This is a genomic window from Neobacillus sp. Soil_C_43 (genome assembly GCF_057656715.1).
Genome location: NZ_JBDGJV010000001.1, coordinates 782,372 through 805,560, shown reverse-complemented (window position 1 = coordinate 805,560; position 23,189 = coordinate 782,372). Strand labels below are relative to the sequence as shown.

The following is a 23,189-nucleotide window of genomic DNA, read 5'->3' as shown; positions in this document are numbered from 1 at the left end:
TATTTCACCTTTTTCTCTTATAATTTATATTTTATTTTATCAAAAATGAGAGAAAATGAGCATACTTTGTCGATATTTTCTTAAAGGAATCAATTGTGACACCAAGAATCATTATGATAAGGGGATTATGGGAATTACCTGAAGGGGGAGAATGGATGAAGAAAAATGCAAAAGAAGCAATTGTTAAGGCCGCTATCACGTTATTTAATTCCAATGGGTACTCAGGAACGTCAATAAGGGAAATTGCTCATGCAGCTAATGTAAATACCGCAACGATTGCCTATCATTTTAATAATAAAACAGGTCTCTTAGAATATTGCTTTATGCATTTTTTTGAACAGTACACCCGAAAGATGGAAGCTGCTTATGCATCTATTGATAGAGGGGCAAAAGAGTGCTTAAAACGCGTGGTATCTGATTTGCTCCATTACCAATGTGAGAACTACCAGCTTGCCAGTTTCATTTACAGGGAGATGTCGATGGATTCCCAAGTAGTAAGGGAAATCATGTCCACCTATTCTTTAAAAGAAAAATATTATTTTCAAAAAATATTTGAACGGGGTTTTGAATGGCATGAATTCAGACCACATTCCATTCCTTATTTAATTATACAGCTAAAAGGATTAATCATGATGCCGTTTATGAATAGCAATTATATGAGAGAAGTACTATATGTATTTCCGAATGAGCCATTTTTCGAGCAGAAATATCTTAAGGATCTTCACTTATGGATTGATAAAACACTATGTTCAGACATACCTATCAAAAAGGGAGCAGCACTAAAATAGCGGTAATCGCTATTTTTTTTTTATTTTACAAAAAAATTGAAAATAATAGTCAAAAAATGTCGTTTACATGGTATCATAAAAGCATTGAATTGAACTTAATGAGTTTTTCTAAAATAGATGATTTGAATACATAGTGGAATCAATGTTGTTTGAAATAGGGGGCTTACTTGTGAAATTTATCATTGGATTTTTCATCCTATTATTAGCCTTATTTATAGTGGGATATTTAATAAAGAAAAAGTATTTTAAAGAAATGGATCGATTGGAAGCGTGGAAAATCGATATTATGAATCGTCCCATATTAGATGAAATGTCGAAAGTTAAACAGTTAAATATGACGGGTCAGACTGAGGAACTTTTTGAGCGTTGGCGTAGTCAGTGGGATGATGTGGTAACGGTTCAGCTTCCTGATTTAGAAGAAATGCTTTTTGATGCAGAAGAATATATAGATCGCTATAGATTTAAAAAGGCAAAAGAAGCCCAACAGGCGATTAATACGAAGCTAATGGAAACAGAGGAACAAATTAAAAAGGTACTAGAAGAGCTGCATGAACTAGTGGGCAGTGAAGAAAAGAACAGAGTGGAAATTGAGGAACTTAAGGAACTTTATAGAGAATCAAAAAAAATGTTACTTGCTCATCGTCATAGTTTTGGTAAGTCTGAAAAGCACTTAGAAGCAAAACTAAATGAAGTGGCACAGAAGTTCCAGGAATTTAATGAAAAAACGGAGCTCGGTAATTATCTTGAAGCTCGAGAAGTAGTTTTACTTATTCATAGTCAGCTTGGAACAATCAAGAACCAAATGGATTTAATTCCTCAGCTTTTAATTGAAAGTCAATCTCTTCTTCCAAATCAGCTAGCAGATTGTCTTGAGGGCTATCGAGAAATGACAGAGCAGGATTATCACTTAGAGCATTTAAATGTAACCACTGAAATACAACGCCTTGAAGAGAAAATTACTGAAAATATTCGCTTGATTGAAACCACCGAAATTGACAAAGCAGAAGAGGGCATCAAGGAAGTAAAGGATCGAATTGATATTCTTTTTGACCTCTTGGAAAAGGAAGTACACGCAAAGCATTATGTCATGAAAAATAATAAGGTTGCTGCTGAACAACTTGCTTCTGCTCAAGAGGAAAATAAGAATCTTTCAAATGAATTAATTCATGTTCAAGCGAGCTATCAATTATCAGATAGTGATTTAGAGGTTCAAAATAATCTAGAAAAAGAACTTTCAACGGTGTATAAGCATTATGAAATTTTGGTTGAAAAGTTAAAGATGAATGAAACGGCTCAATCAGCGATTAGTGAAGAATTAAGTGAGTTAAAAGACCAACTGGATATGATATGTGAAGGGCAGCAAGCTTTTGCCCAAAAACTTCAAGCCTTGAGAAAGGACGAACTTGAAGCAAGGGAAAAAATTAAGGAACTTACAAAGAAAGTAGCAGAAACTGTTCGTCTTGTTTCAAAGAGTAACGTTCCTGGGTTGCCTGAGGATTATAAATATCTAATAGAAGATACAAACGAAAGCATCAATAATGTCCGATACCAGCTTGAAGAAAAGCCTCTAAATATATCTGCTCTAAATCAGTATTTAGAAATTGCTGTACTGACAGTTGAAAAACTTGTAAATTCAACGATTGAGCTTATTGAGAATGTCACTTTAGCTGAAAAAGCAATTCAATATGGAAATCGTTATCGTAGCCACCATCCATCAGTTGCAAAAGGATTAGCTGATGCTGAAACGGCATTCAGACAGTATGATTTTCAAGAAGCTTTAGAACAGGTTGCGGCATCTTTGGATGGGGTTGACCCAGATGCGTTAAAGAAGATAAAGGCTACAATTGAAATGGAATAAAATGACAAACCGATTTAGCAGCAGCTAGGTCGGTTTTTTGTATAATATTTTTCAAATGTTTCGGTTTTTATGTTAAGATTTTATTTTGTAAGTTCGTCTTCTTATGGAGGGGAAAGTTAGTGATTTATTTAGATAATAGTGCAACGACAAAGCCATATAAAGAAGTACTTGAATCTTATGTAACTGTTTCAAGTGAATATTTTGGAAATCCCTCTTCATTGCATGGATTGGGAATACAGGCAGAGAAGCTTTTAACTCAAGCAAGGGAGCAAGTGGCAAAGCTTTTAACTGTAGAACCTAATGAAATTTACTTTACCTCAGGTGGAACAGAAAGTAATAATATAGCGATAAAAGGTGCGGCATTATTAAATAAAAAAAGAGGTCGCCACCTCATTACTACGAGTGTGGAGCATGCCTCCGTTCGTGCAGTTATGGAGCAGTTGGAACAGAATGGTTTCGATATTACCTATCTCCCTGTCAATCATCAGGGGAGGGTGAGTGTTGAAGATGTTGAAAAGGCCATTCGCAAGGACACCATCTTAATTTCGATCATGCATGTTAACAATGAAGTGGGTACTATTCAACCGATTAAAGAGGTAGGAGAAATGTTGAAAAAATACCCAACCATCCTTTTTCATGTTGACGCTGTCCAAGGTGTGGGAAAGGTTCCTCTAGCTATACACCGAAACAGAATCGATCTTTGTTCCTTTTCTGCTCATAAATTTCATGGACTTAAAGGGACAGGTGCTCTTTTTATTCGAGAAGGGGCCAAGCTTGCCCCTTTATTATCGGGTGGGAATCAGGAAAGAACCATTCGAAGCGGGACAGAAAATGTGGCAGGTGCTGTAGCAATGGCAAAAGCACTTCGGATGACCTTGATGAAAAGCGAAGCAGGTATAGCAAAAATGAAGACCACCCTGAGCATGCTAAGAACAGGGTTAACTAACATAGAGCAAGTAACTATTCATACCCCTGTAGAGAATGCAGCTCCACATATATTAAATATATCGTTAAAAGGATTGAAGTCTGAGGTATTAATTCATACCCTTGAGCAGGAAGAAATATTTGTTTCAACAACGAGTGCGTGTTCGTCAAAGAAGAAATCACCAAGTGGTACATTGCTTGCCATGGGTGTGCCAGAAGAGAAGGCAGACAGTGCGATTAGGATAAGCTTATCCTTTGAAAATACGCCTGAGGAGGCGCAGGCAGCGATTGAAGCTATAAATAAAGCTGCTAAACATATACGAAAGGTTATGAAATAAATGAAATATGATCGTATACTCATACGTTATGGAGAAATCTCAACCAAAGGACGGAATCGTCATAAATTTGTAGAAAAACTTAGAAGAAGTGTTGTTAATTCACTTACTTCCTTTCCAAATATTAAAGTTGAAGCAAGTCGCGACCGGATGTATGTCATTTTAAATGGTGAAGACGGAAAGGAAATAATTGAAAAGCTAAAGGGGATATTTGGGATTCAATCCTTTAGTCCTGCGATTAAGGTAGGAAGAGATGTAGAGAACATCAAACAAACCACTTTGGAGCTAGTAAGTTCAATATTCCGTGCAGGGCAGACCTTTAAGGTTACTCCTAAGCGTTCTTCTGACAAGACCTTTGAATTAGACACAGACGGAATTAATCGAGTAATAGGGGCACATCTGCTAAAGAATTTCCCAGGTCTCAAAGTGAATGTAAAAGAACCCGATATCAATGTGAGAATCGAGGTTAGACAAGAAGCCGTTTATTTATCTTGTGAAACCATACAAGGTGCGGGGGGACTGCCTGTTAAATCAGCTGGCAAAGCAATGCTGATGTTATCTGGTGGGATTGATAGTCCAGTTGCAGGTTATTTATCGATGAAACGGGGATTAGAAGTGGAAGCTGTCCACTTTTTTAGTCCGCCGTATACAAGTGAGAGATCAAAAGAGAAAGTAATCGACCTAACTAAAAAACTAGCGGAAATTTATGGATCGCTGACACTTCATATTGTACCGTTTACAGAAATTCAGCAGGTCATTAAAGAGCAAGTCCCTGAAAACTATACTATGACTACGATGAGAAGAATGATGTTGCGTATTACGGATGAAATTCGAAAACAACGAGAAGGTTTAGCGATCATTACCGGAGAAAGCCTAGGTCAGGTAGCTAGTCAGACGTTAGAAAGTATGTATGCCATAAATGAAGTAACAAATACCCCTATTTTACGTCCCTTGATTTCGATGGACAAAACCGATATTATAAAAATCGCGCAAGAAATAGATACTCTTGAGATTTCTAATCGGCCGTTTGAAGATTGCTGTACCATTTTTGTACCAGCTTCACCAAAAACGAAGCCAAGAAGAGAAAAGGTCCATCGTTATGAAAGCTTTGTTGATTTTGAAAAACTGATTGAGGAAGCTGTACAAAAAATTGAAACTCTTAATATAACTATGGATGATGCTTATAATTTACACTCAGAGTTTAATGCATTATTCTAATAAAGGAAATTAAGAATTTTTTGTGAACATTTACCATTTGTAAGATAGAATGAAGAACCTCACTTCTACACATTCTATACTCACAAGGAGGTGAATATCACATGGCAAACAACAATAGCTCAAATCAATTGCTAGTACCTGGTGTACAACAAGCTCTTGATCAAATGAAGTATGAAATTGCTACTGAATTTGGTGTTCAACTTGGTGCTGACACTACTTCACGTGCTAACGGTTCTGTTGGTGGTGAAATTACTAAGCGTTTAGTCGCTATGGCTGAACAACAATTAGGCGGCGGATTTGCTCGTTAATCCAAAACAAAATACGATGGCTACAGAGAGTGGGATTTATCCCGCTCTCTTTTTTGTGGAAAATTACGTTTAGGGGAATAATAATTTTAAATTTTTAAATAATTTTGTATAATAAGGTTTGTGGGATATTTGTAAAGGGGGAGAACGATGAAAAGGGAAGATTTGATTGCACCTGAAAAGTATAATCTTGTTTCTGAAGTAGAACGTTTTGCAAAAGATCCAAACAAAGTAGCATTGAAATGGGAAAGTGAGTTTGGGGAGACAAGGCAGGTTACATACGAGAATTTATTGAAGCAAGTAAATCAAGCAGGCAATGTTTTTATCGAAAATGGCTTAAAAAAAGGCGATGTTGTTCTTGTTATTGTACCGCGTCTCATTGAAGCCTACGTAGTCTATTTAGCTGCATTAAAAGCAGGAATGGTTGTTATTCCAAGTTCTGAAATGTTAAGGGAAAAAGATTTGCAATACCGAATTACACATGGCGATGTGAAGGCGGTGGTCAGCTATTATCCATATGTAGACCAATTTAAGAACATAAACGAAACACAACCAATTGTAAAGTTTACAATTGGGGCAGAGGAAGAGGGCTGGATTCATCTAGATGCAGAAATGAAACAGGCAAATGATGATTTCCTACTTGCTGATACATTAAGTGATGATATGGCGTTTTTATCTTATACTTCTGGTACAACGGGAAATCCGAAAGGTGTTGTCCATACCCACGGTTGGGCGTTTGCTCATTTAAAGACCGCTGCACCAAAATGGCTTGCTATTGAAGAAGGGGATACCGTTTGGGCGACGGCAGGTCCTGGCTGGCAAAAGTGGATATGGAGTCCGTTTTTATCAGTACTTGGTTCAGGGGCAACTGGGTTAGTATATAACGGAAAATTCGAGCCAAAAAAATATTTAAGCCTTTTACAAAAATATGCAGTTAATGTATTATGCTGTACACCAACTGAGTACCGCTTAATGGCGAAGGTAGATAATTTAACTGATTATCAGTTACCAAACCTTCATAGTGCGGTATCTGCTGGGGAGCCATTAAATCGTGAGGTTATTGATACGTTTAGGAAATATTATAACGTTGAAGTTCGTGATGGTTATGGTCAAACGGAAAACACATTGCTTGTAGGTGTAACAAAAGGAATGGAATTGAAACCAGGATCAATGGGAAAACCAACGCCTGGAAATAGGGTGGAAATTATTAACGAAGAAGGCCTGGTGTGTGCCGTTGGAGAGGTTGGAGATATTGCTGTCCACGTAGAAACACCTGCATTATTTAAAAATTATTACAAAGATCCTGAAAGAACTGCTATGCAATTCCGTGGGGATTATTATGTAACTGGTGATAAAGCTAAAATGGATGAAGATGGATATTTCTGGTTTGAAGGACGCGGGGATGATATTATTATAAGCTCTGGCTATACCATTGGACCATTCGAAGTAGAGGATGCTCTAGTAAAGCACCCATATGTTAAGGAATGTGCAGTGGTGGCTAGCCCAGATGAAATTCGGGGATTCATTGTTAAAGCATTTGTTGTCTTAAAAGAGGATGTAGACCCTGCTGACCCAGAATTAACAAAGAACCTGCAGGAGCATGTAAAAACATTAACTGCACCATATAAATATCCTAGAAAAATCGAGTATTTAACTGAGCTTCCGAAAACGACTTCAGGAAAAATTCGTCGTATAGAGCTCAGGCAAAAAGAGTTTGCAGCGGCTAAACAGATTTAAAGTAATTAAAGAGCAGGCGGTTGCTACCGTCTGCTTTATTATTTTCAAGTCAAATTAATCCCCTATTTTAAGTTATTCGGGTTATAATAAAGATTATTTCGATACTAGAAAGAATAGGGGCTCGAGAATATATGAAACGGACGGAACTTCAGCAGGGAGCCATCCATGCCGGCTTTTCCTATTTACTTTGGGGATTATTGCCGATTTATTGGAAGTTTTTAGATAATGTTAATGCACAGGAAATACTGGCGAACAGAGTATTTTGGTCATTTATTTTTATGATTGTAGTGTTGATTTTTACAAAAAAGTGGGAACTGTTTGTCCAAACGTTTAGAGGGTTTGCTCAAAACAAAAAACAGCTGTATGCATTAACGATTGCTTCACTACTAATAAGTGTCAATTGGTTTGTTTATATTTGGGCAGTTAATAGTGGGCATATGATTGAAGCGAGTTTAGGGTATTATATTAATCCACTAGTTAGTATTCTTTTAGGAATGGTGGTTTTGAAGGAGAAATTAACGATTTATCAATATATCTCCTTTGTTCTGGCTGCCGTTGGGGTTGTCATTTTAACAGTAGCGCATGGTGCATTTCCTTGGATTGCAATTACCTTAGCTGTATCGTTTGGCTTGTATGGATTAGCAAAGAAGCTGATTAATGTTGAATCTGCAGTGGGATTGACTTTAGAAACCATGGTGGTTGCCCCAATTGCTGCTATTTATATGATGATCTTATTTAGTCGTGGTGCGAATACTCTTTTCTCTTCAACTTTGGGAACGGATTTACTTTTAATTGGAGCAGGAGTAGCAACCGCAGTGCCTTTGCTTTATTTTGCAAAAGGAGCCCAGAAAATCCCATTATCCCTATTAGGATTTTTACAATATATTGCACCTACACTTACTTTGATTTTAGGTGTTTTTGTGTATAATGAACATTTCTCGAAGGTTCAGCTTTTGTCATTTATGTTCATTTGGTCAGCGTTAACTATTTATTCGCTTTCTAAATCAAAGCTGATTTCAGAAAAGGGTTTGAAATGGCGAAGAGAAAAGAGAACAAGTATGTAATATAAGGGGCAGACTCATATAAAATGAGTCTGCCTTTTATTATTATGACCATGTTAAACTTGCCTGTTGATTTCCGCTCCAGGCGCGAGCGGTTCGTGGGCGTTTCGGCGAGCCTCCTCGGCGCTTGCGCCTGCGGGGTCTCCCCTGAACCGTACTCCCACAGGAGTCTTCGCGCCTTCCGCTCCAATCAACAGGGTGTGAAAATCAACACTGTTCTTTAACACAGCTATTATTATAAATAGGTTCTTTTTACTTTTTCCCAGAAGGAGTTGTCTTTTAGTTTTAATGTTTTTAGATTTTTATCACTAATTTTTACTTGGATTTTATCAACATGGCGGATGCTTAAGGCTTCGTTATCCATGCCCATGGTTGGGTGATCATTTCCTTCAGAAATGACTTTAAGTGTCAGGGTACGCTCACTTCCTAAAATAAAGGAAGCGCCGAGTGTCCGGTAACGATTGGTATTCACTGACGCAACCTCGCTTACTTGCATACAAGATAAAAGAGGATCGACAACTGAACCATTTACTGATTTATTATAGGCTGTACTTCCTGTTGGTGTTGCAACGATTAAACCATCTCCGCGAAAGGTTTCGAAATGTAATTGGTCGACAAATACATCCAAAACAAGTGTTTTAATGATAGAAGATCGAATGCTGAATTCATTCAAACATGGGAACGTCCCTTGGCCATCAACAGTTACTTCAATGGTTGGATAACGACGGACCTCAATATGTTCATTAGTTGTAATTGCTTCTATCATTTTCGAGGTATCACTGATTCGAAAATCACAATACATACTTAAACTATTTTTAGTGGAGATTCCCATATAAAGACAATCATCACGAAAGCCTGTTTTTCTAACAGCTTGCAGAAAGGTCCCATCATCGCCAATACTGGCAATAATATTCGCTTTCCGATAATCATTTACCATGGTAAAACCGTAGCGGTCAGCCAATTCAAAAAGTGGAGCGGCTTTTGAAAGCATGTCTGCATCACGCTTATGATAAAAATAGATGTTACGTCTTGATTCCATAAATTATGCCTCCTGTAAAATGTTGGTGAAAATATTTATTATTAAAAATTAAACACTGATAAAATTAGGTTAATCTGAAATTAGTTTAGCATTTTTTAGAGACATTATGAAAGCAGTTACATCCTATTAAATAAAGAAAGAGGGGAAAAGAACATTGTAATGACCTGTCAACAACAAGTTGGCAGGTTTATTTTTTTACGATAAGCGAATAATAATAGGCTGAAAGGTGGTGAAGGAGTTTGGTTTGGGTCCTGATCATTGTATCAATACTAATGCTCTTATTCGTCCTACTTATTTTTTCTAAATTAACGATTCTTTTAAATTACTTCCATTTTAATGACAATGATGATTTGAAGGTAGAGTTACAGTTATGGTTCGGCTTAATTAAATACAAAATAGATGTTCCCTTAATAAAGATTGATGATAATTCCCCTAGCATTATTGTTAAGAGGAAGAAGAAAAAGGGGAATGAAAAAACGAAAAAAGACAATGTGTCAGTGAACCAGATTGATAAAAGTGATGTTATGACAAGTTTCAATAATACAAAAGAACTGCTCGAGCATGTGTTTAAGTTGCATCTGATTGTTAGGAAGTTTTTTAAAAAGGTATCTATTAAAAAGCTTGAATGGCATACGATGGTTGGAGTAGGTGATGCAGCGTATACGGGTATCATAACTGGAGGGCTATGGGCGGTTAAAGGAAGTATAATAGGACTTCTCAGTCATTACCTTGCCATGAAACAAATTCCGGAATTATCAGTTACCCCTCATTTCCAAGCTGCTGTCATTCAAACACGATTTACAGGTATTTTTCAGTTCCGAATCGGGCATGCTATTCTCGCAGGATTAAAGCTGATTAAATTCTGGAAGGGCGGTAAACCGCACTTAAAAAGTAAAGAAAAGTATGAAAATGAAAAAACTAATTCTGTTTGAAATAGGAGGAAAGATCCATGTCCGACCATCCAATTCAAGGTTTGATGACAACTGCAATGGAAAGTTTAAAAGAAATGATTGATGTAAATACCATTATTGGGGATCCTGTTGAAACCCCTGATGGTAGTGTTATTTTAACAGTTTCTAAAGTAGGGTTTGGATTTGCTGCTGGTGGTAGCGAGTTTAAATTAGACAGCGGGCAGTCTCAAGGGCAGAGCCAGGGTCAGGGTCAAAGTCAAAGTCAAGGCCAACCGAAGCTTCCGTTTGGTGGAGGAAGCGGGGGTGGTGTATCCATTACTCCAATCGCCTTTTTAATTGTTAACTCAAATGGGGTTAAGATGCTTCACCTGGATGAAAGCACTCATTTATACGAGAAAATATTGGAGCTTGCTCCACAAGCAGTTGATAAGATTCAGCAAATGTTCTCGAAGAAAGATGAGAACAAACAACAGCAACAAAATCATCAACAGACCCAACAGTCACAGCAACATAAACAAGAGCTTGAGTTTTAAATGAATGGGTTAATCTTCTCTTTAGGGAAGGTTAACTTTTTTCTTGATGCTCAATTATTGCAAAACAGGGTTTGAAAAGATATATTTACACTGTACATATTAAAGCAAATTCATCTTTTTCATGTATTGCTTTAACACGACAAAGGAGGATGTAAGGATGGCAAATGTAACTTTTAAGGGTAATGCAGTAACATTGTTAGGGAATGAAGTGAAGGTAGGAGATAAGGCTCCAAATTTCACAGTATTAGCTAATGACTTATCACAAGTGACTTTAGACGATACGAAGGGACAGGTTCGTTTAATCAGTGCAGTACCTTCTCTAGATACTGGTGTTTGTGATGCGGAAACACGCCGTTTCAATGAAGAAGCTAATGGTTTAGGGAATGTTAAAATCTTAACTGTAAGCGTGGACCTACCATTTGCTCAAAAACGTTGGTGTGCAGCAGCAGGAATTGAAAACGTTCAAACCTTATCTGATCACCGTGATCTTTCATTCGGAGAGGCATATGGCGTTGCAATTCAAGAATTAAGACTATTAACTCGCGCTGTGTTCGTAGTAGATTCTACAGATACAGTGACATACGTAGAATATGTGAGTGAAGCAACGAATCATCCTAACTATGAAGCAGCAATTGAAGCTGCTAGAAATGCAAAATAAAATAGGAATAACAAGGCCTCGGCATTATGGCGAGGCCTTTATACTTGTTTAAAAAATACATACTCGTATAAAATGAATAAGGAAATTTAGTAACGGAGGGGAATAGATGAAAATTTCTCCAATAGAGCAACTATTTACTGTATTTAATGAAACGGCACTTGTTTTACAAGAGGAATTGTCTTGTAGTTATCTGGAGGCATTAGCCGAAACAGGAGAAAACATGTTCCAAGGCACAATTCTACAGGATGAGTTAAGTGAACTAACTACAAAAAGGTTAAAAAAGCAGTACGAAGAAATCCATTTAGACAAGTATTCCAAGGAAGATATACGTAAAGCCTACCAGCTAGTTATTTTAAAAGGGATGAAGGAAAATGTTCAACCCAATCACCAAATGACTCCTGATACGATTGGACTACTGGTAGGATACTTACTTGACCGATTTGTAAAACAATCCACGTTTAGGCTTCTCGATCCGGCGGTCGGAACAGGGAATTTACTAACGACTGTTTTAAATCATGTGCCTAAAGAGATAACCTCAATAGGAGTAGATGTCGATGATATTCTCATTAAACTTGCCTATGTAAATGCGAATTTACAGGAACATCCAATTCAGTTATTTAATCAGGACGCCTTAGAGCCTTTATTTATTGATCCAGTAGAGGCTGTAATAGCTGATTTACCTGTTGGATTTTATCCAAATGACGTACGGGCAGCAGATTATCAATTAAAGGCAAATACTGGACACTCGTATTCGCATCACTTATTTATTGAGCAAAGTGTACGACATACAGTACCTGGTGGATATTTGATTTTCCTAGTTCCAAGTGGTCTTTTTGAAAGTGAACAAGCAGCACAGCTTCATGAATTCTTAAAAGAACATGTAATCATTCAGGGTCTTCTACAATTGCCTGAAACGATGTTTAAAAATAAAAGTGCAGCTAAAAATATTTTCATTTTGCAAAAAAAGGGTGACGGGATTCAGCCTCCGAAGCAGGCTATGCTCGTGAACTTACCGAGTCTGTCAAAGCAGTATGAAATGGACCGAATCTTATCACAAATTGAAAAATGGTTCCAAGAAAATAAAGGATAAAATCGGTGAGATTTCCCGATTTTATTCTTTTTTAGTTTTGGATGTGTTAAAGAACATTGTTGATTTTTATACCCTGTTGATTGGAGCGGAAGGCGCGAAGACTCCTGTGGGAGTACAGTTCAGGGGAGACCCCGCAGGCGTAAACGCCGAGGAGGCTCGCCGAAACGCCCACGAACCGCTTGTGCCTGGAGCGGAAATCAACAGACAATTTTAACAGAATTATCTTTAGTTAAAAATAGAGAAAAATTAGAATATAATTACATTTGCTCTGTAACCGTTGTCAAGCAATTTATTCCTTGTAATGTCCTAAATTCAGTGATTAAATGAGGAATTGAGGGAAATAAACAAGGTCGGTTTGCGCAAAATAAAAGTGTACTAAACCAAAATTGCATATTCACGACGTTGTTATATAAAAGGAGCGGTTAGCTAAATGGCAAAAATTATTGCAATCAATGCGGGGAGTTCTTCCTTAAAGTTTCAATTATTTGAAATGCCAAGTGAAGAAGTAATTACAAAAGGTCTTATCGAAAGAATCGGATTGAGCGATTCAATTTTTAATATTACAGTTAACGGTGAAAAAGTCCAAGAAATAACCGATATACCTGATCATGAAATAGCAGTAAAAATGTTATTAGATAAATTAACTACACTAGGTATCATTCAATCACTTGATGAAATTGAAGGAATTGGTCATCGTGTTGTACACGGTGGTGAAGCATTTAATGACTCTGTAATGATTACAGATGAAGTTTTAAATAAAATCGAAGAACTTTCGGAGCTTGCACCACTGCATAATCCAGCAAACTTAACTGGAATCCGTGCATTCCAAAATGTACTTCCAAATGTACCAGCGATTGCTGTGTTTGATACAGCTTTCCATCAAACAATGCCGGAAAGTTCTTTCCTTTATAGCCTTCCATATGAATACTACAAAGAATACGGTATCCGTAAATACGGCTTCCATGGAACATCTCACAAATATGTTTCACAACGTGCAGCAGAATTACTAGGTCGCCCAGTTGAACAACTTCGTTTAATTTCTTGTCACTTAGGAAATGGTGCAAGTATTGCAGCTATCGAAGGTGGAGAATCTATCGATACATCAATGGGCTTTACACCACTTGCAGGTGTAACAATGGGTACACGCTCAGGTAATATTGACCCTGCTTTAATTCCATATATCATGGAAAAAACGAACCAGACTGCTGATGAAGTTCTAGATGTATTAAATAAGAAGAGCGGTATGTTAGCTGTTTCTGGATTCTCAAGTGACCTAAGGGATATTGAAATTGAAGCCAAGAAAGGCAATGAGCGTGCACAGCTAGCATTAGATGTATTTGCAAACCGAATTCATAAATATATTGGTTCATACGCGTCCCGTATGTATGGTGTAGATGCGATTATCTTTACTGCAGGTATTGGTGAAAATAGTGATACCATTCGTGAAAATGTGCTAAAAGGTCTTGAATTTATGGGTGTATATTGGGATCCTGCTCTTAACAAAGTAAGAGGGGAAGAGGCTTTCATTAACTATCCTCACTCTCCAGTTAAAGTTATTATTATCCCAACTAATGAAGAAGTAATGATCGCGCGCGACGTTGTTCGCTTAGCACAATAACTCTCTTCAACTTAAATCTCCAAAGAGGCAAAAGCTAACAATAAATGGCTTTTGCCTTTTTAACGTTCTCTCGCTTTATGCTATACTGTTAGGAGAAGCATGTTGGAGGAGGTTCATACGATGCCATATACAGACCGGGAAACTAAAGTATGGAATGAAATAAGCGAATGGGAAAAGAATCTATTCAATTACGAACCAAATGACTTTCAATTAACTTATGAAAAATATTTGGAGCGTTCTTTCTCCTTATTGCCTGAAACGGTTCAGAAGCAATTTTTTTCCCTTGTTGATACATGGCTGTTCCATTTGCATGGTATGATTCAAGGCTCTCAGCTTCAAATGGATGCAAAAGAAAGAATTCTTTCATCTGGAAGGGTTTTTATCCCTAATTTAGAAAATATATCAGACTTAAAGAATTTGGATATTAATCAATTACAATACATAGCAGAACAGCACATTGCTAGGCATCGCCTTTATTCCTTAGCTCAAGGAGGATTAGCGGGAACCGGGAGTTCCTTGCTTTTGGGGATGGATATCCCAGCAATGGCCGTTATTAATTTGAGGGTTGTCCAATTAATCGCCATGACTTATGGATATGAAGTTAACACTCCTTATGAAATGATGACATCCCTTAAGGTATTTCATATAGGTACCTTGCCTCCTAGAATACAAAAAGAAGGCTGGATCATGTTAAAAGATGAATTAGAAAAGTACGATAATTCGTATTTTTATGAGGGGACAGAAGAGATTTCCAATATCACCTGGCTTGAACAACCCTTGCAACAAGTATTTAAAGCGATGGTTATTGCCTTGTTTCGAAGAAAGATGATTCAAGGGATGCCGCTCGTCAGCATAGCCATTGGTGCAGGAGCAAATTATCAGTTAACGAGGAAAGTAACGGAATTAGCTCATAAATATTATCAATACCGCTATCTAAAAGAAAAAGAGGAGTTTCAAATATGAGCACGCAGGAACATAAACGGGAAGCCCCTAAGAGTATTAATTGTAAGATAATCACAGTCAGTGATACAAGAAATAAGGACACAGACAAAAGTGGTAAGCTGATGATTGAATTGCTTGAGCAGTCCGGACATCAAATTTCTGATTATGTGATTGTAAAGGATGAAGCAATCCCAATTCAAGATGAAATTTTAAAAGCCTGTAACCGGGAAGATATTGACGCTATTCTTATTAATGGCGGGACGGGGATAGCCAAGCGGGACGTCACAATTGAAACAGTAAAAAGCCTGCTTGATAAAGAAATTGTTGGCTTCGGAGAATTGTTTAGGATGTTGAGTTATCAAGAAGATATCGGTTCTGCAGCAATCCTTTCAAGAGCAATTGCTGGTGTAGTGAATAATAGGGCGGTATTTTCTACCCCTGGTTCCACTGGTGCGGTAAAGCTTGCGATGAATAAATTAATTTTGCCCGAATTAGGGCATGTGGTAAGAGAAATAAAGAAAGATTTGTAATAGAGAGAAAGAGGATGACGTAGTGTCATCCTCTTTTTAATGATGAGCTTTTGTGGAAAGTGTTTGGTTTGCTCTATACCAAAGCCATAAGTCATTGATGATGGACGCAAGTTCTGCAATTTCTTTGTTCAGTTGACAAGAACGAATGAAGTCACTTTCATCAGAAAGCTCTGCTTGTTTATGATTAATTTGATCTTCTAGGTCTACAATTCGATCAGGAATTGAGCCGCGTATTTGTTCCCAATGAAAAAGAATATCTTGTTGAGTATCTTTGCTATGTTGATCCCAATCTATTGTTAAGTCAGGAAGAAAGATACCTAGTCGCTGATTGAAAGAAAAGTGGTCCTTCATTTGGCTGCCTCCAAGCTGTGTAATAATTTTTATTTTACTACAAATGGTTGTTTCCTACCTATCATAACTCTTTTCCAATGGAATAAGTGAAAAAAGGACATGCAGTAAAATTCTGCATGCCCCTGTTATTTATTGTTTATTCTTTTTCAGTTCGGACTACTAGAACATCACATGGTGCATATCGTGTAATATGTTCTGATACACTACCGATAAAGAATCTTTCTACTACATTCATTCCTGTGGCACCACAAATTATTAAGTCAACATTATGTTTTTTTGCCACATCTCTAGGAATTCGAACCTTAGGAGAACCGAATTCAATTTCATACTGAACCTCTTTTACACCTGCATCAACAGCTTGCTTTTGATAGTTATCTAGCATGTCTTTTGCCAGCTTTTCTGCTCGATCGCCAATAACGGTGTCATAGGCTTCGATTAACGCGAATGACCGAGTATCTATTACATGAACTAGAAGTAAGGCAGCATCATTTCTTTTCGCGATTTCAATACCCTTTCGTAAGGCCCAATCTGCTTCTTTCGACCCATCAATAGCGACTAAAATATTTTTATATTTGAGTCCCATGATTATCATCTCCTTACCTAAATTATACATTATTTAACAACGAATAACTGTTGCAATTTTTCGAACAATAATGGAGTAGTAGCTTAGAATGAAAGGAGATTTGTGGGATGGAAAAAAGAAATCCAAATAACCAATATTCATTTGAATTCGATGAACAAGGTTCGAATGAAGTAAGTCAACAGATAATGAATTCCTATAATAGCGGTTTTATAGGAGAGGGAGCGGCAGTAGCCGACCAAGCTGATTTTAACGCTGCCACTGCATCAGTAGATACTGACGGGTACACAGAAAACTAGGCAATAAGATGTTCGAACGAAGGCTGTCCATAATAGGATGGCCTTTTCTTTGTTCCAGGAAATTATAAAAAGGTCCGAGTGTGGATAACTGAACTAGTTGTCTGAATCTAGCTCCAGCGCCTAACCCCTCGGGTCAAAGGCGGACTTTTCCAGCCGAAGAACATTTGCCTGTCGGGGCTGAACGAGGGCATCCGCTTTTGTTCTTGTGGCAAAAGGAATTTAGTAGACATATATCTAGGAATTTCCTTTTAAGGGGCATTTACCCAAGAGTTTCCCGTTAGATATGCATATTCTTTAGTGTGTGAAGTAAATAAAATGAGGAGGAATAAACATTGAGTACTGAAATTTATGGAATGCCTGCGATGAACCAAGCGGATGAACGGATCCGTCCTGGTTTTGGTGGATTTGGACATTTTGGTGGTGGATTTGGTCGCCCTGGATTTGGATTTGGAGGCTTTGGCCGTCCTGGATTTGGGTTTGGTGGTTTCGGTCGTCCAGGATTTGGATTCGGTTTTGGCCGTCCATGGGGCTGGGGCTTTGGTGGATTCGGATTACCGTTCCTGGGTGGATTAGCTGCAGGGGCGTTATTATCAGCTCCTTATGGTTATGGATATGGATACCCTTATTATGGTTATCCTTATTATGGAGACCCATATTACCCTTATTATTAAATTGCTAGAAAAAAGCTTTGTCGTTAATTTAGCGTCAAAGCTTTTTTAAGATTAAGGGAATTTGTGGTTATTTCAAGAACTTATACTAGAATAAGTTTGGGTAACTCCTATTTTTTTGGTAAAATAAAATTGCTTTTACTTTCGGAATTATTCGAACTATTTTCTACTGCTTATATTAATTGGAGGTATGGACATGCGAATCGGAATACCTAAAGAGATAAAAAATAATGAAAACCGTGTAGCAATGACGCCTGCTGGAGTGGTCAACCTTGTGAAATTTGGCCATGAGGTCTTTATTGAGAATGGAGCTGGTTTAGGCTCTGGTTTTTCAGACGAAGACTATAGAGATGCAGGAGCAAAGTTAGTAGAAACACCAGCCGAAGCATGGTCCATGGAAATGGTCATGAAAGTTAAGGAACCACTTCCAAGCGAATATCAATATTTTCGCGAGGGATTAATCTTATTTACATATTTACATTTAGCACCGGAACCTGAACTGACTAAAGCATTAATTGATAAAAAAGTTGTAGGGATTGCTTACGAGACAGTTCAGCTTCCTAATCGAAGCCTACCATTATTAACGCCAATGAGTGAAGTGGCTGGGAGAATGGCGGCACAAATTGGTGCCCAGTTTCTTGAAAAAGTTCACGGAGGGATGGGGATTCTACTATCCGGTGTTCCCGGTGTACAAAGAGGGACTGTTACGATTATTGGCGGTGGAGTTGCTGGTACCAATGCAGCCAAAATGGCGATTGGATTAGGGGCAAAAGTGACCATTATTGATTTAAATCCAGATCGCCTTCGTCAATTGGATGATATTTTCGGATCTGATGTGACAACATTAATGTCGAACCCTTATAATATTGCAGAAGCAGTGAAGGAATCTGATCTAGTCATTGGAGCAGTTTTGATTCCAGGTGCAAAGGCACCAAAACTTGTTTCTGAAGAAATGATTAAGACCATGAAATCGGGGAGTGTTGTTGTTGATATCGCCATTGATCAAGGTGGTATTTTTGAAACAACAGATCGTATCACTACGCACGATAATCCAACGTATGTAAAGCATGGTGTCGTCCACTATGCAGTGGCCAATATGCCTGGAGCAGTACCGCGAACCTCAACAATCGCATTAACAAATGTAACCGTTCCATATGCGGTCCAAATTGCGAACAAGGGCTATTGTAAGGCATGTTTAGATAATGAGGCCTTGCTAAAAGGAATTAACACATTAAACGGCTATGTGACTTATGAAGCAGTCGCAGAAGCACACGGCCTTGAATTCTTAGATACAAAAACATTGTTAGAGAAACAATAATAAATTATGTTGCAGAAGAGGTGGGCCGGAAGCCCGCCTCTTCTTTGCTATATATCAGTTAGAATCTTTATAGAAGTTTTTTCCTACGTTCCCCAAAAGGCTGAAAGAGAGGGAGTCGGGTCACGTAGGAGAGCTCTACGTGACCCAGAAGGCGAAAGAGAGGGAGCACGGTCACGTAGGAGAGCTCTACGTGACCCAAAAGGCAAAAAAAAGAGACTCTGTCACGTAGGAGCATTCAACGTTTCCAAAAAGCCAGCAGGAAAGAGAACACGGCCATGTAAGAGCAGACAATTTAGGATCAGACATGACTAAAAAGATTAAAATAAGAATAGAGTTAAACAAAACATAAACAAAAAAAACCAGCTTCTAGTCAGAAACTGGTTTTGAGTGCTAAGTATGTAGCCGCCATTGCCGTAAGAAATATAAGAAAGTTTTAAACCACCACTCCTCAAAGTGGGTGTTTTCAGAAGCTTTTCTGCGTGTCCTCCATGTCTTTTAGACAGAGGCTTGTCATTCCAGCTTCAATGGTTAAACTCCCTATTACAGCTTAAAGGTTAAAACTTTATTATGATTACGTACAACGCAGCTTGTATTAGTATATTACCTCAATTAAAACGAAAATACAATGCTAAAATCATCCAAATCTGCCTACTTCACAATTTGCAGTTCTTTTGGAAATTTGGTTAAAATCTTTGCCCCATCAGCAGTAATAAACACATCATCCTCGATACGCACTCCGGCTACATTAGGGACATAGATTCCTGGTTCAATGGTATAAACCATTCCTTCTTCAATAATCAGCTGATTTGTCTCGGTTAATGATGGATATTCATGAACACTAATTCCTAGGCCGTGTCCAAGACGGTGTGGAAAATATTCACCGTATCCTGCTTCAGCGATAATACGACGGGCAGTAAGGTCAACGTCTGCTGCACTCACACCAGGTTTACTTGCTTCAATCGCTGCCAATTGGGCTTTTAACACTGTATCATATATTTCTTTTTGCTTGTCGTTAATGTCACCAAATGCAACGGTTCTTGTGATATCTGAACAATAGCGATCCACAACTACACCCAAATCAAATAAAACTAAGTCACCTTTTTGAATTTTAGTATTGCCTGGATTACCATGAGGAGAAGCAGCATTCGCACCGGTTAGAACCATTGTTGAAAAAGACATCTCAGTAACGCCTTTTTGCTTTAAGGCAAACTCTAATGCATTAAGAATTTCTAGCTCTGTTTTCCCTTCCTTGATTTCATTAACCCCGAATTCAACCGCATAATCAGCAAGTGCACAAGCCTCTTCGATAATTTTTAATTCGGAAGCATCTTTGACCATTCGAAGGAGTCTTAATTTTTCCTCACCTGAAACAAAAGTGGAATGAGGGAATAATCGTAAGAGCTGTTCATACCGCTCTACATTCATATGCTCTTTCTCGATAGCAACCTTTGACACGCGATCCATACTTTTATTGATAGAATTCAAAATCATTTCCCATGGATTATCAATGTCACTATAGCCGATTAATTCATGATCCCATCCAGATCGTTTAGCATCATGTACTTCCATCCCTGGGCAAACTAGGAACGGCTCTTCCTCTTGGAACACAGCGAGGGCGAGCAAGCGTTCATGTGGATCGGTATAGTAGCCGCTTAAATAAAATACATTTTCGGAAGAAGTAACAAAACTGACTTCAATGTCATTTTCCTTCATCCATGCTTGCAGTTTGTTCAATCTTTGATTCATCATTTCTCCCCCTAATTTCAAATCCAATTTGAGAGTAACAATATTAATTTGAAATGTAAACTATCTGAGATTATGATGTGCTAAAACAGGTGGTTTATGGGTATAAATGAGGAAGGAATTTCTATATTATTTATGGAAGTACTATTAAAAGAACTTTGGGAGGGTTACAAAAATGAAAGTATCTTATCATGGTCATTCAGTGGTAAAAATTCAAACCAATGGAAAAACAATTATCATTGACCCGTTTATTACTGGCAACAGTTTAACAGATTTAACAATAGACGAAGTGAAACCGGATGTTATTATCCTCACACATGGTCACGGAGATCACGTAGGTGATACGGTGGAACTAGCAAAAAGAAACAATGCCCTTGTCATAGCGAATGCTGATCTATGCGCATTTTTAAGTTTTCAAGGGGTAAAGACCCATGCCATGCATATTGGAGGGGCCTATCAATTTGAATTTGGTAAAGTAAAACTGACACAAGCTTTCCATGGATCGGGCTATGTCATTGCTGGCAGCCAGGAGATTATTTACTGCGGAATGCCCGCCGGTATTCTTTTTATGAATGAAGGCAAAACCATTTATCATGCAGGTGATACGGGGCTCTTCTCAGATATGAAACTAATAGGTGAACGTCATCCGATTGACTTGGCCTTCTTGCCAATAGGAGATAATTTTACCATGGGACCGGAAGACGCGGCCTATGCAGCCAAATTATTAGCAGCCAAAACAGTTGTACCGATTCATTACAATACATTCCCACCAATTAAGCAGGATCCAAATACGTTTTTAGAAATGCTCGATGATAAAAACGGTAAAATCCTTCAACCTGGAGAATCTATCGAAATTTAATCATCTTCTTTTGGAATCACCTACTTTTTTTCCCCTCTCTTGCATAAAGATGGAACAAGCAGTCTTTTTTATAGGGAGGAAATGAAAGATGAAAAAGAACCGATACTTACTTTGCCTGCTCCTTTGTGGCCTTATGCTTTATTTTGCTGTTCCTAGATTATCAATTCATGCAGATGGTCTTCAAGGCATATTCTCATTAGCTTGGTTGACCTTTGCATTGATGGTCATTGCGGGGAACTTAACAGGGTTGCTTTATAGTCCAAAAAGGCAAATACAAAAGTCTCAAGCTGGCCGATTAAAGAAAAAGTCCAGGTCTTTTCACTGAGATTTAGACAACAATGTGAGAAACCGCATTGAATCAAGGCTTTTAACACTTTATAATAAAATTTAGACTAATCTGGTCGTGTTGTAACCAGATAATGGGAATTCAAATATAAAGGGTGAAGGTCTTGGCTACTAAGCACGAACAAATTTTGCAATATATTGATGGACTTCCTGTGGGGGAAAAAATTTCAGTTCGCCAAATCGCCAAGGCGATGACCGTAAGTGAAGGTACAGCCTATCGAGCGATTAAGGAAGCTGAAAATAAAGGATACGTCAGCACCATTGAAAGAGTAGGAACAATTAGAATTGAACGTAAGAAGAAAGAAAATATTGAAAAGCTTACATTTGCGGAAGTAGTAAATATCGTTGATGGGCAGGTCTTAGGCGGAAGAACGGGCTTGCACAAAACACTGAATAAATTTGTCATTGGTGCCATGAAGCTTGAAGCTATGATGCGCTATACGGAGGCAGGGAACCTGTTAATTGTCGGTAACCGCACGCAAGCACATGAGCTAGCATTAAAAGCAGGGGCAGCTGTACTGATTACAGGTGGATTTGATTCTGAAGAACACGTGAAAAAGCTTGCTGATAGTCTTGAACTGCCTGTCATTTCAACTAGCTATGACACCTTCACTGTGGCTACAATGATTAATAGAGCAATTTATGACCAATTAATCAAAAAGGAAATTATTTTAGTCGAAGATATTCTAACCCCCTTATCTGAGACCTATTATTTAAAAACAATAGATAAGGTTTCTAAATGGCATGAGTTTAATCAGGAAACAAGACACAGTCGCTATCCTGTAGTCGATCAAAATATGAAAATTCAAGGTATGGTAACAAGCAAGGATATTTTAGGACAGGATATAGACACGTCGATTGATAAGATTATGACGAAGCAGCCAATGACGGTGAATGGAAAAACGAGTGTCGCTTCGACTGCCCATACGATGGTATGGGAGGGAATAGAAGTACTTCCAGTTGCGGACGACTCCAATCGATTAGAAGGAATCATAAGCAGGCAGGATGTATTAAAGGCATTACAAATGAATCAAAGACAGCCACAAGTCGGTGAAACAATCGATGATATTGTCACAAATCAAATGGCCCTCATTCAGGGTAAGGTTAAAGGAGAAGAAGTTTATTCCTGTGAAGTAACCCCTCAAATGACCAACCATCTAGGAACCATTTCATATGGTGTATTTACAACCATCGTATCCGAAGCAGCTAACCGGGTCATGCGAAGCTATAAAAAGGGAGATCTTGTAGTTGAGAATATGACCATCTATTTTATCAAGCCCGTTCAAATGGAGAGTACCTTAGAAGTATATCCGAGGATTCTTGAAGTCGGACGGAAATTCGGAAAGGTAGATGTCGAGGTTTTCAACGAAGGAATTTTGGTAGGAAAAGCGATGATGATGTGCCAATTGATTGATAGACAATAAGAAATGCTAGGCGCTTGAGCTGGACAATAATAAAAGAGGTTGACTCCTTTCCGAG

The 23,189-nt window shown here is 38.1% G+C and carries 24 protein-coding genes and 1 other RNA gene; 20 read left to right on the top strand and 5 right to left on the bottom strand.

Features of this window, described 5'->3' with window-relative positions:
* The first annotated feature begins 155 nt into the window (after positions 1-155).
* The 7 genes from refZ (at position 156) to rarD (ending at position 8,229) form a co-directional block, all read left to right on the top strand.
* The gene (gene refZ, locus AC3A54_RS04195; protein ID WP_335549227.1) at positions 156-788 is read left to right on the top strand and encodes a forespore capture DNA-binding protein RefZ; all 633 of its coding nucleotides are present in this window, start codon (positions 156-158) and stop codon (positions 786-788) included.
* Positions 789-957: 169 nt separating this feature from the next.
* A complete protein-coding gene (ezrA, locus tag AC3A54_RS04190) occupies positions 958-2,646 on the top strand; it encodes a septation ring formation regulator EzrA (protein WP_487653415.1) in 1,689 nt (562 codons plus the stop codon).
* A 119-nt stretch (positions 2,647-2,765) separates the two neighbouring features.
* Entirely contained in the window at positions 2,766-3,908 is a 1,143-nt protein-coding gene (locus AC3A54_RS04185) for a cysteine desulfurase family protein (protein ID WP_487653414.1), read from the top strand.
* Positions 3,909-5,123: a tRNA uracil 4-sulfurtransferase ThiI gene (gene thiI / locus AC3A54_RS04180; RefSeq protein WP_487653413.1), complete on the top strand. Its 1,215-nt coding sequence runs from the start codon at positions 3,909-3,911 to the stop codon at positions 5,121-5,123.
* A gap of 101 nt (positions 5,124-5,224) precedes the next feature.
* Positions 5,225-5,431, top strand: coding sequence for an alpha/beta-type small acid-soluble spore protein (locus AC3A54_RS04175; protein ID WP_335529817.1), 207 nt, complete (start codon positions 5,225-5,227; stop codon positions 5,429-5,431).
* Positions 5,432-5,578: 147 nt separating this feature from the next.
* The gene (mbcS, locus tag AC3A54_RS04170) at positions 5,579-7,165 is read left to right on the top strand and encodes an acyl-CoA synthetase MbcS (RefSeq protein ID WP_487653412.1); all 1,587 of its coding nucleotides are present in this window, start codon (positions 5,579-5,581) and stop codon (positions 7,163-7,165) included.
* Positions 7,166-7,296: 131 nt separating this feature from the next.
* The gene (gene rarD, locus AC3A54_RS04165) at positions 7,297-8,229 is read left to right on the top strand and encodes an EamA family transporter RarD (RefSeq protein WP_487653411.1); all 933 of its coding nucleotides are present in this window, start codon (positions 7,297-7,299) and stop codon (positions 8,227-8,229) included.
* 232 nt (positions 8,230-8,461) lie between these two features.
* Here the strand turns inward: rarD and AC3A54_RS04160 are convergent, their stop codons facing one another.
* Positions 8,462-9,265 carry an NAD kinase gene (locus AC3A54_RS04160; protein WP_487653410.1) on the bottom strand — a complete coding sequence of 268 codons (804 nt, stop codon included), beginning with the start codon at positions 9,263-9,265 and terminating at the stop codon, positions 8,462-8,464.
* A gap of 239 nt (positions 9,266-9,504) precedes the next feature.
* Here AC3A54_RS04160 and AC3A54_RS04155 point away from each other — a divergent pair, with 239 nt between their 5' ends.
* The 7 genes from AC3A54_RS04155 (at position 9,505) to AC3A54_RS04125 (ending at position 15,547) form a co-directional block, all read left to right on the top strand.
* Positions 9,505-10,197, top strand: coding sequence for a DUF2953 domain-containing protein (locus AC3A54_RS04155; protein WP_487653409.1), 693 nt, complete (start codon positions 9,505-9,507; stop codon positions 10,195-10,197).
* 17 nt (positions 10,198-10,214) lie between these two features.
* On the top strand, positions 10,215-10,709 hold the full coding sequence (ytfJ, locus tag AC3A54_RS04150) for a GerW family sporulation protein (RefSeq protein ID WP_487653408.1): 495 nt from the start codon (positions 10,215-10,217) through the stop codon (positions 10,707-10,709).
* A 157-nt stretch (positions 10,710-10,866) separates the two neighbouring features.
* Positions 10,867-11,367: a thiol peroxidase gene (gene tpx / locus AC3A54_RS04145; protein ID WP_430114619.1), complete on the top strand. Its 501-nt coding sequence runs from the start codon at positions 10,867-10,869 to the stop codon at positions 11,365-11,367.
* 106 nt (positions 11,368-11,473) lie between these two features.
* Positions 11,474-12,457, top strand: a complete 984-nt coding sequence (locus AC3A54_RS04140) for a class I SAM-dependent methyltransferase (protein ID WP_335543988.1) — start codon at positions 11,474-11,476, stop codon at positions 12,455-12,457.
* A gap of 430 nt (positions 12,458-12,887) precedes the next feature.
* A complete protein-coding gene (locus tag AC3A54_RS04135) occupies positions 12,888-14,075 on the top strand; it encodes an acetate kinase (protein WP_487653407.1) in 1,188 nt (395 codons plus the stop codon).
* 120 nt (positions 14,076-14,195) lie between these two features.
* Positions 14,196-15,038: an EcsC family protein gene (locus AC3A54_RS04130; RefSeq protein ID WP_487653406.1), complete on the top strand. Its 843-nt coding sequence runs from the start codon at positions 14,196-14,198 to the stop codon at positions 15,036-15,038.
* Positions 15,035-15,547 (top strand): MogA/MoaB family molybdenum cofactor biosynthesis protein, encoded by a 513-nt coding sequence (locus AC3A54_RS04125; protein ID WP_487653405.1) that lies wholly within the window; start codon positions 15,035-15,037, stop codon positions 15,545-15,547. Before AC3A54_RS04130 ends, AC3A54_RS04125 begins: the two co-directional genes overlap by 4 nt.
* Positions 15,548-15,583: 36 nt before the next feature.
* Here AC3A54_RS04125 and AC3A54_RS04120 read toward each other — a convergent pair whose 3' ends face one another.
* Positions 15,584-15,898 carry a hypothetical protein gene (locus AC3A54_RS04120; RefSeq protein ID WP_487653404.1) on the bottom strand — a complete coding sequence of 105 codons (315 nt, stop codon included), beginning with the start codon at positions 15,896-15,898 and terminating at the stop codon, positions 15,584-15,586.
* A gap of 136 nt (positions 15,899-16,034) precedes the next feature.
* A complete protein-coding gene (locus AC3A54_RS04115; protein ID WP_309860153.1) occupies positions 16,035-16,481 on the bottom strand; it encodes a universal stress protein in 447 nt (148 codons plus the stop codon).
* A 107-nt stretch (positions 16,482-16,588) separates the two neighbouring features.
* Here AC3A54_RS04115 and AC3A54_RS04110 point away from each other — a divergent pair, with 107 nt between their 5' ends.
* The 3 genes from AC3A54_RS04110 (at position 16,589) to ald (ending at position 18,763) form a co-directional block, all read left to right on the top strand.
* On the top strand, positions 16,589-16,777 hold the full coding sequence (locus AC3A54_RS04110; RefSeq protein ID WP_487653403.1) for a hypothetical protein: 189 nt from the start codon (positions 16,589-16,591) through the stop codon (positions 16,775-16,777).
* Between the two features lie 353 nt (positions 16,778-17,130).
* Positions 17,131-17,448 carry a hypothetical protein gene (locus tag AC3A54_RS04105; protein ID WP_487653487.1) on the top strand — a complete coding sequence of 106 codons (318 nt, stop codon included), beginning with the start codon at positions 17,131-17,133 and terminating at the stop codon, positions 17,446-17,448.
* 193 nt (positions 17,449-17,641) lie between these two features.
* Complete coding sequence (gene ald, locus AC3A54_RS04100; RefSeq protein WP_487653402.1) at positions 17,642-18,763, top strand: alanine dehydrogenase; 1,122 nt, start codon at positions 17,642-17,644, stop codon at positions 18,761-18,763.
* Positions 18,764-19,158: 395 nt separating this feature from the next.
* On the opposite strand, the gene ssrS is transcribed toward ald, so the two are convergent.
* A non-coding RNA gene (gene ssrS, locus AC3A54_RS04095) (6S RNA) lies at positions 19,159-19,355 on the bottom strand.
* A 56-nt stretch (positions 19,356-19,411) separates the two neighbouring features.
* The gene (locus AC3A54_RS04090) at positions 19,412-20,509 is read right to left on the bottom strand and encodes a M24 family metallopeptidase (protein ID WP_487653401.1); all 1,098 of its coding nucleotides are present in this window, start codon (positions 20,507-20,509) and stop codon (positions 19,412-19,414) included.
* 172 nt (positions 20,510-20,681) lie between these two features.
* Here AC3A54_RS04090 and AC3A54_RS04085 point away from each other — a divergent pair, with 172 nt between their 5' ends.
* The 3 genes from AC3A54_RS04085 (at position 20,682) to AC3A54_RS04075 (ending at position 23,134) form a co-directional block, all read left to right on the top strand.
* Positions 20,682-21,365, top strand: coding sequence for a metal-dependent hydrolase (locus tag AC3A54_RS04085; RefSeq protein ID WP_335543994.1), 684 nt, complete (start codon positions 20,682-20,684; stop codon positions 21,363-21,365).
* Positions 21,366-21,453: 88 nt separating this feature from the next.
* On the top strand, positions 21,454-21,690 hold the full coding sequence (locus AC3A54_RS04080) for a hypothetical protein (protein ID WP_308082911.1): 237 nt from the start codon (positions 21,454-21,456) through the stop codon (positions 21,688-21,690).
* 124 nt (positions 21,691-21,814) lie between these two features.
* Positions 21,815-23,134, top strand: a complete 1,320-nt coding sequence (locus AC3A54_RS04075; RefSeq protein ID WP_335543996.1) for a DRTGG domain-containing protein — start codon at positions 21,815-21,817, stop codon at positions 23,132-23,134.
* Positions 23,135-23,189: the final 55 nt, after the last annotated feature.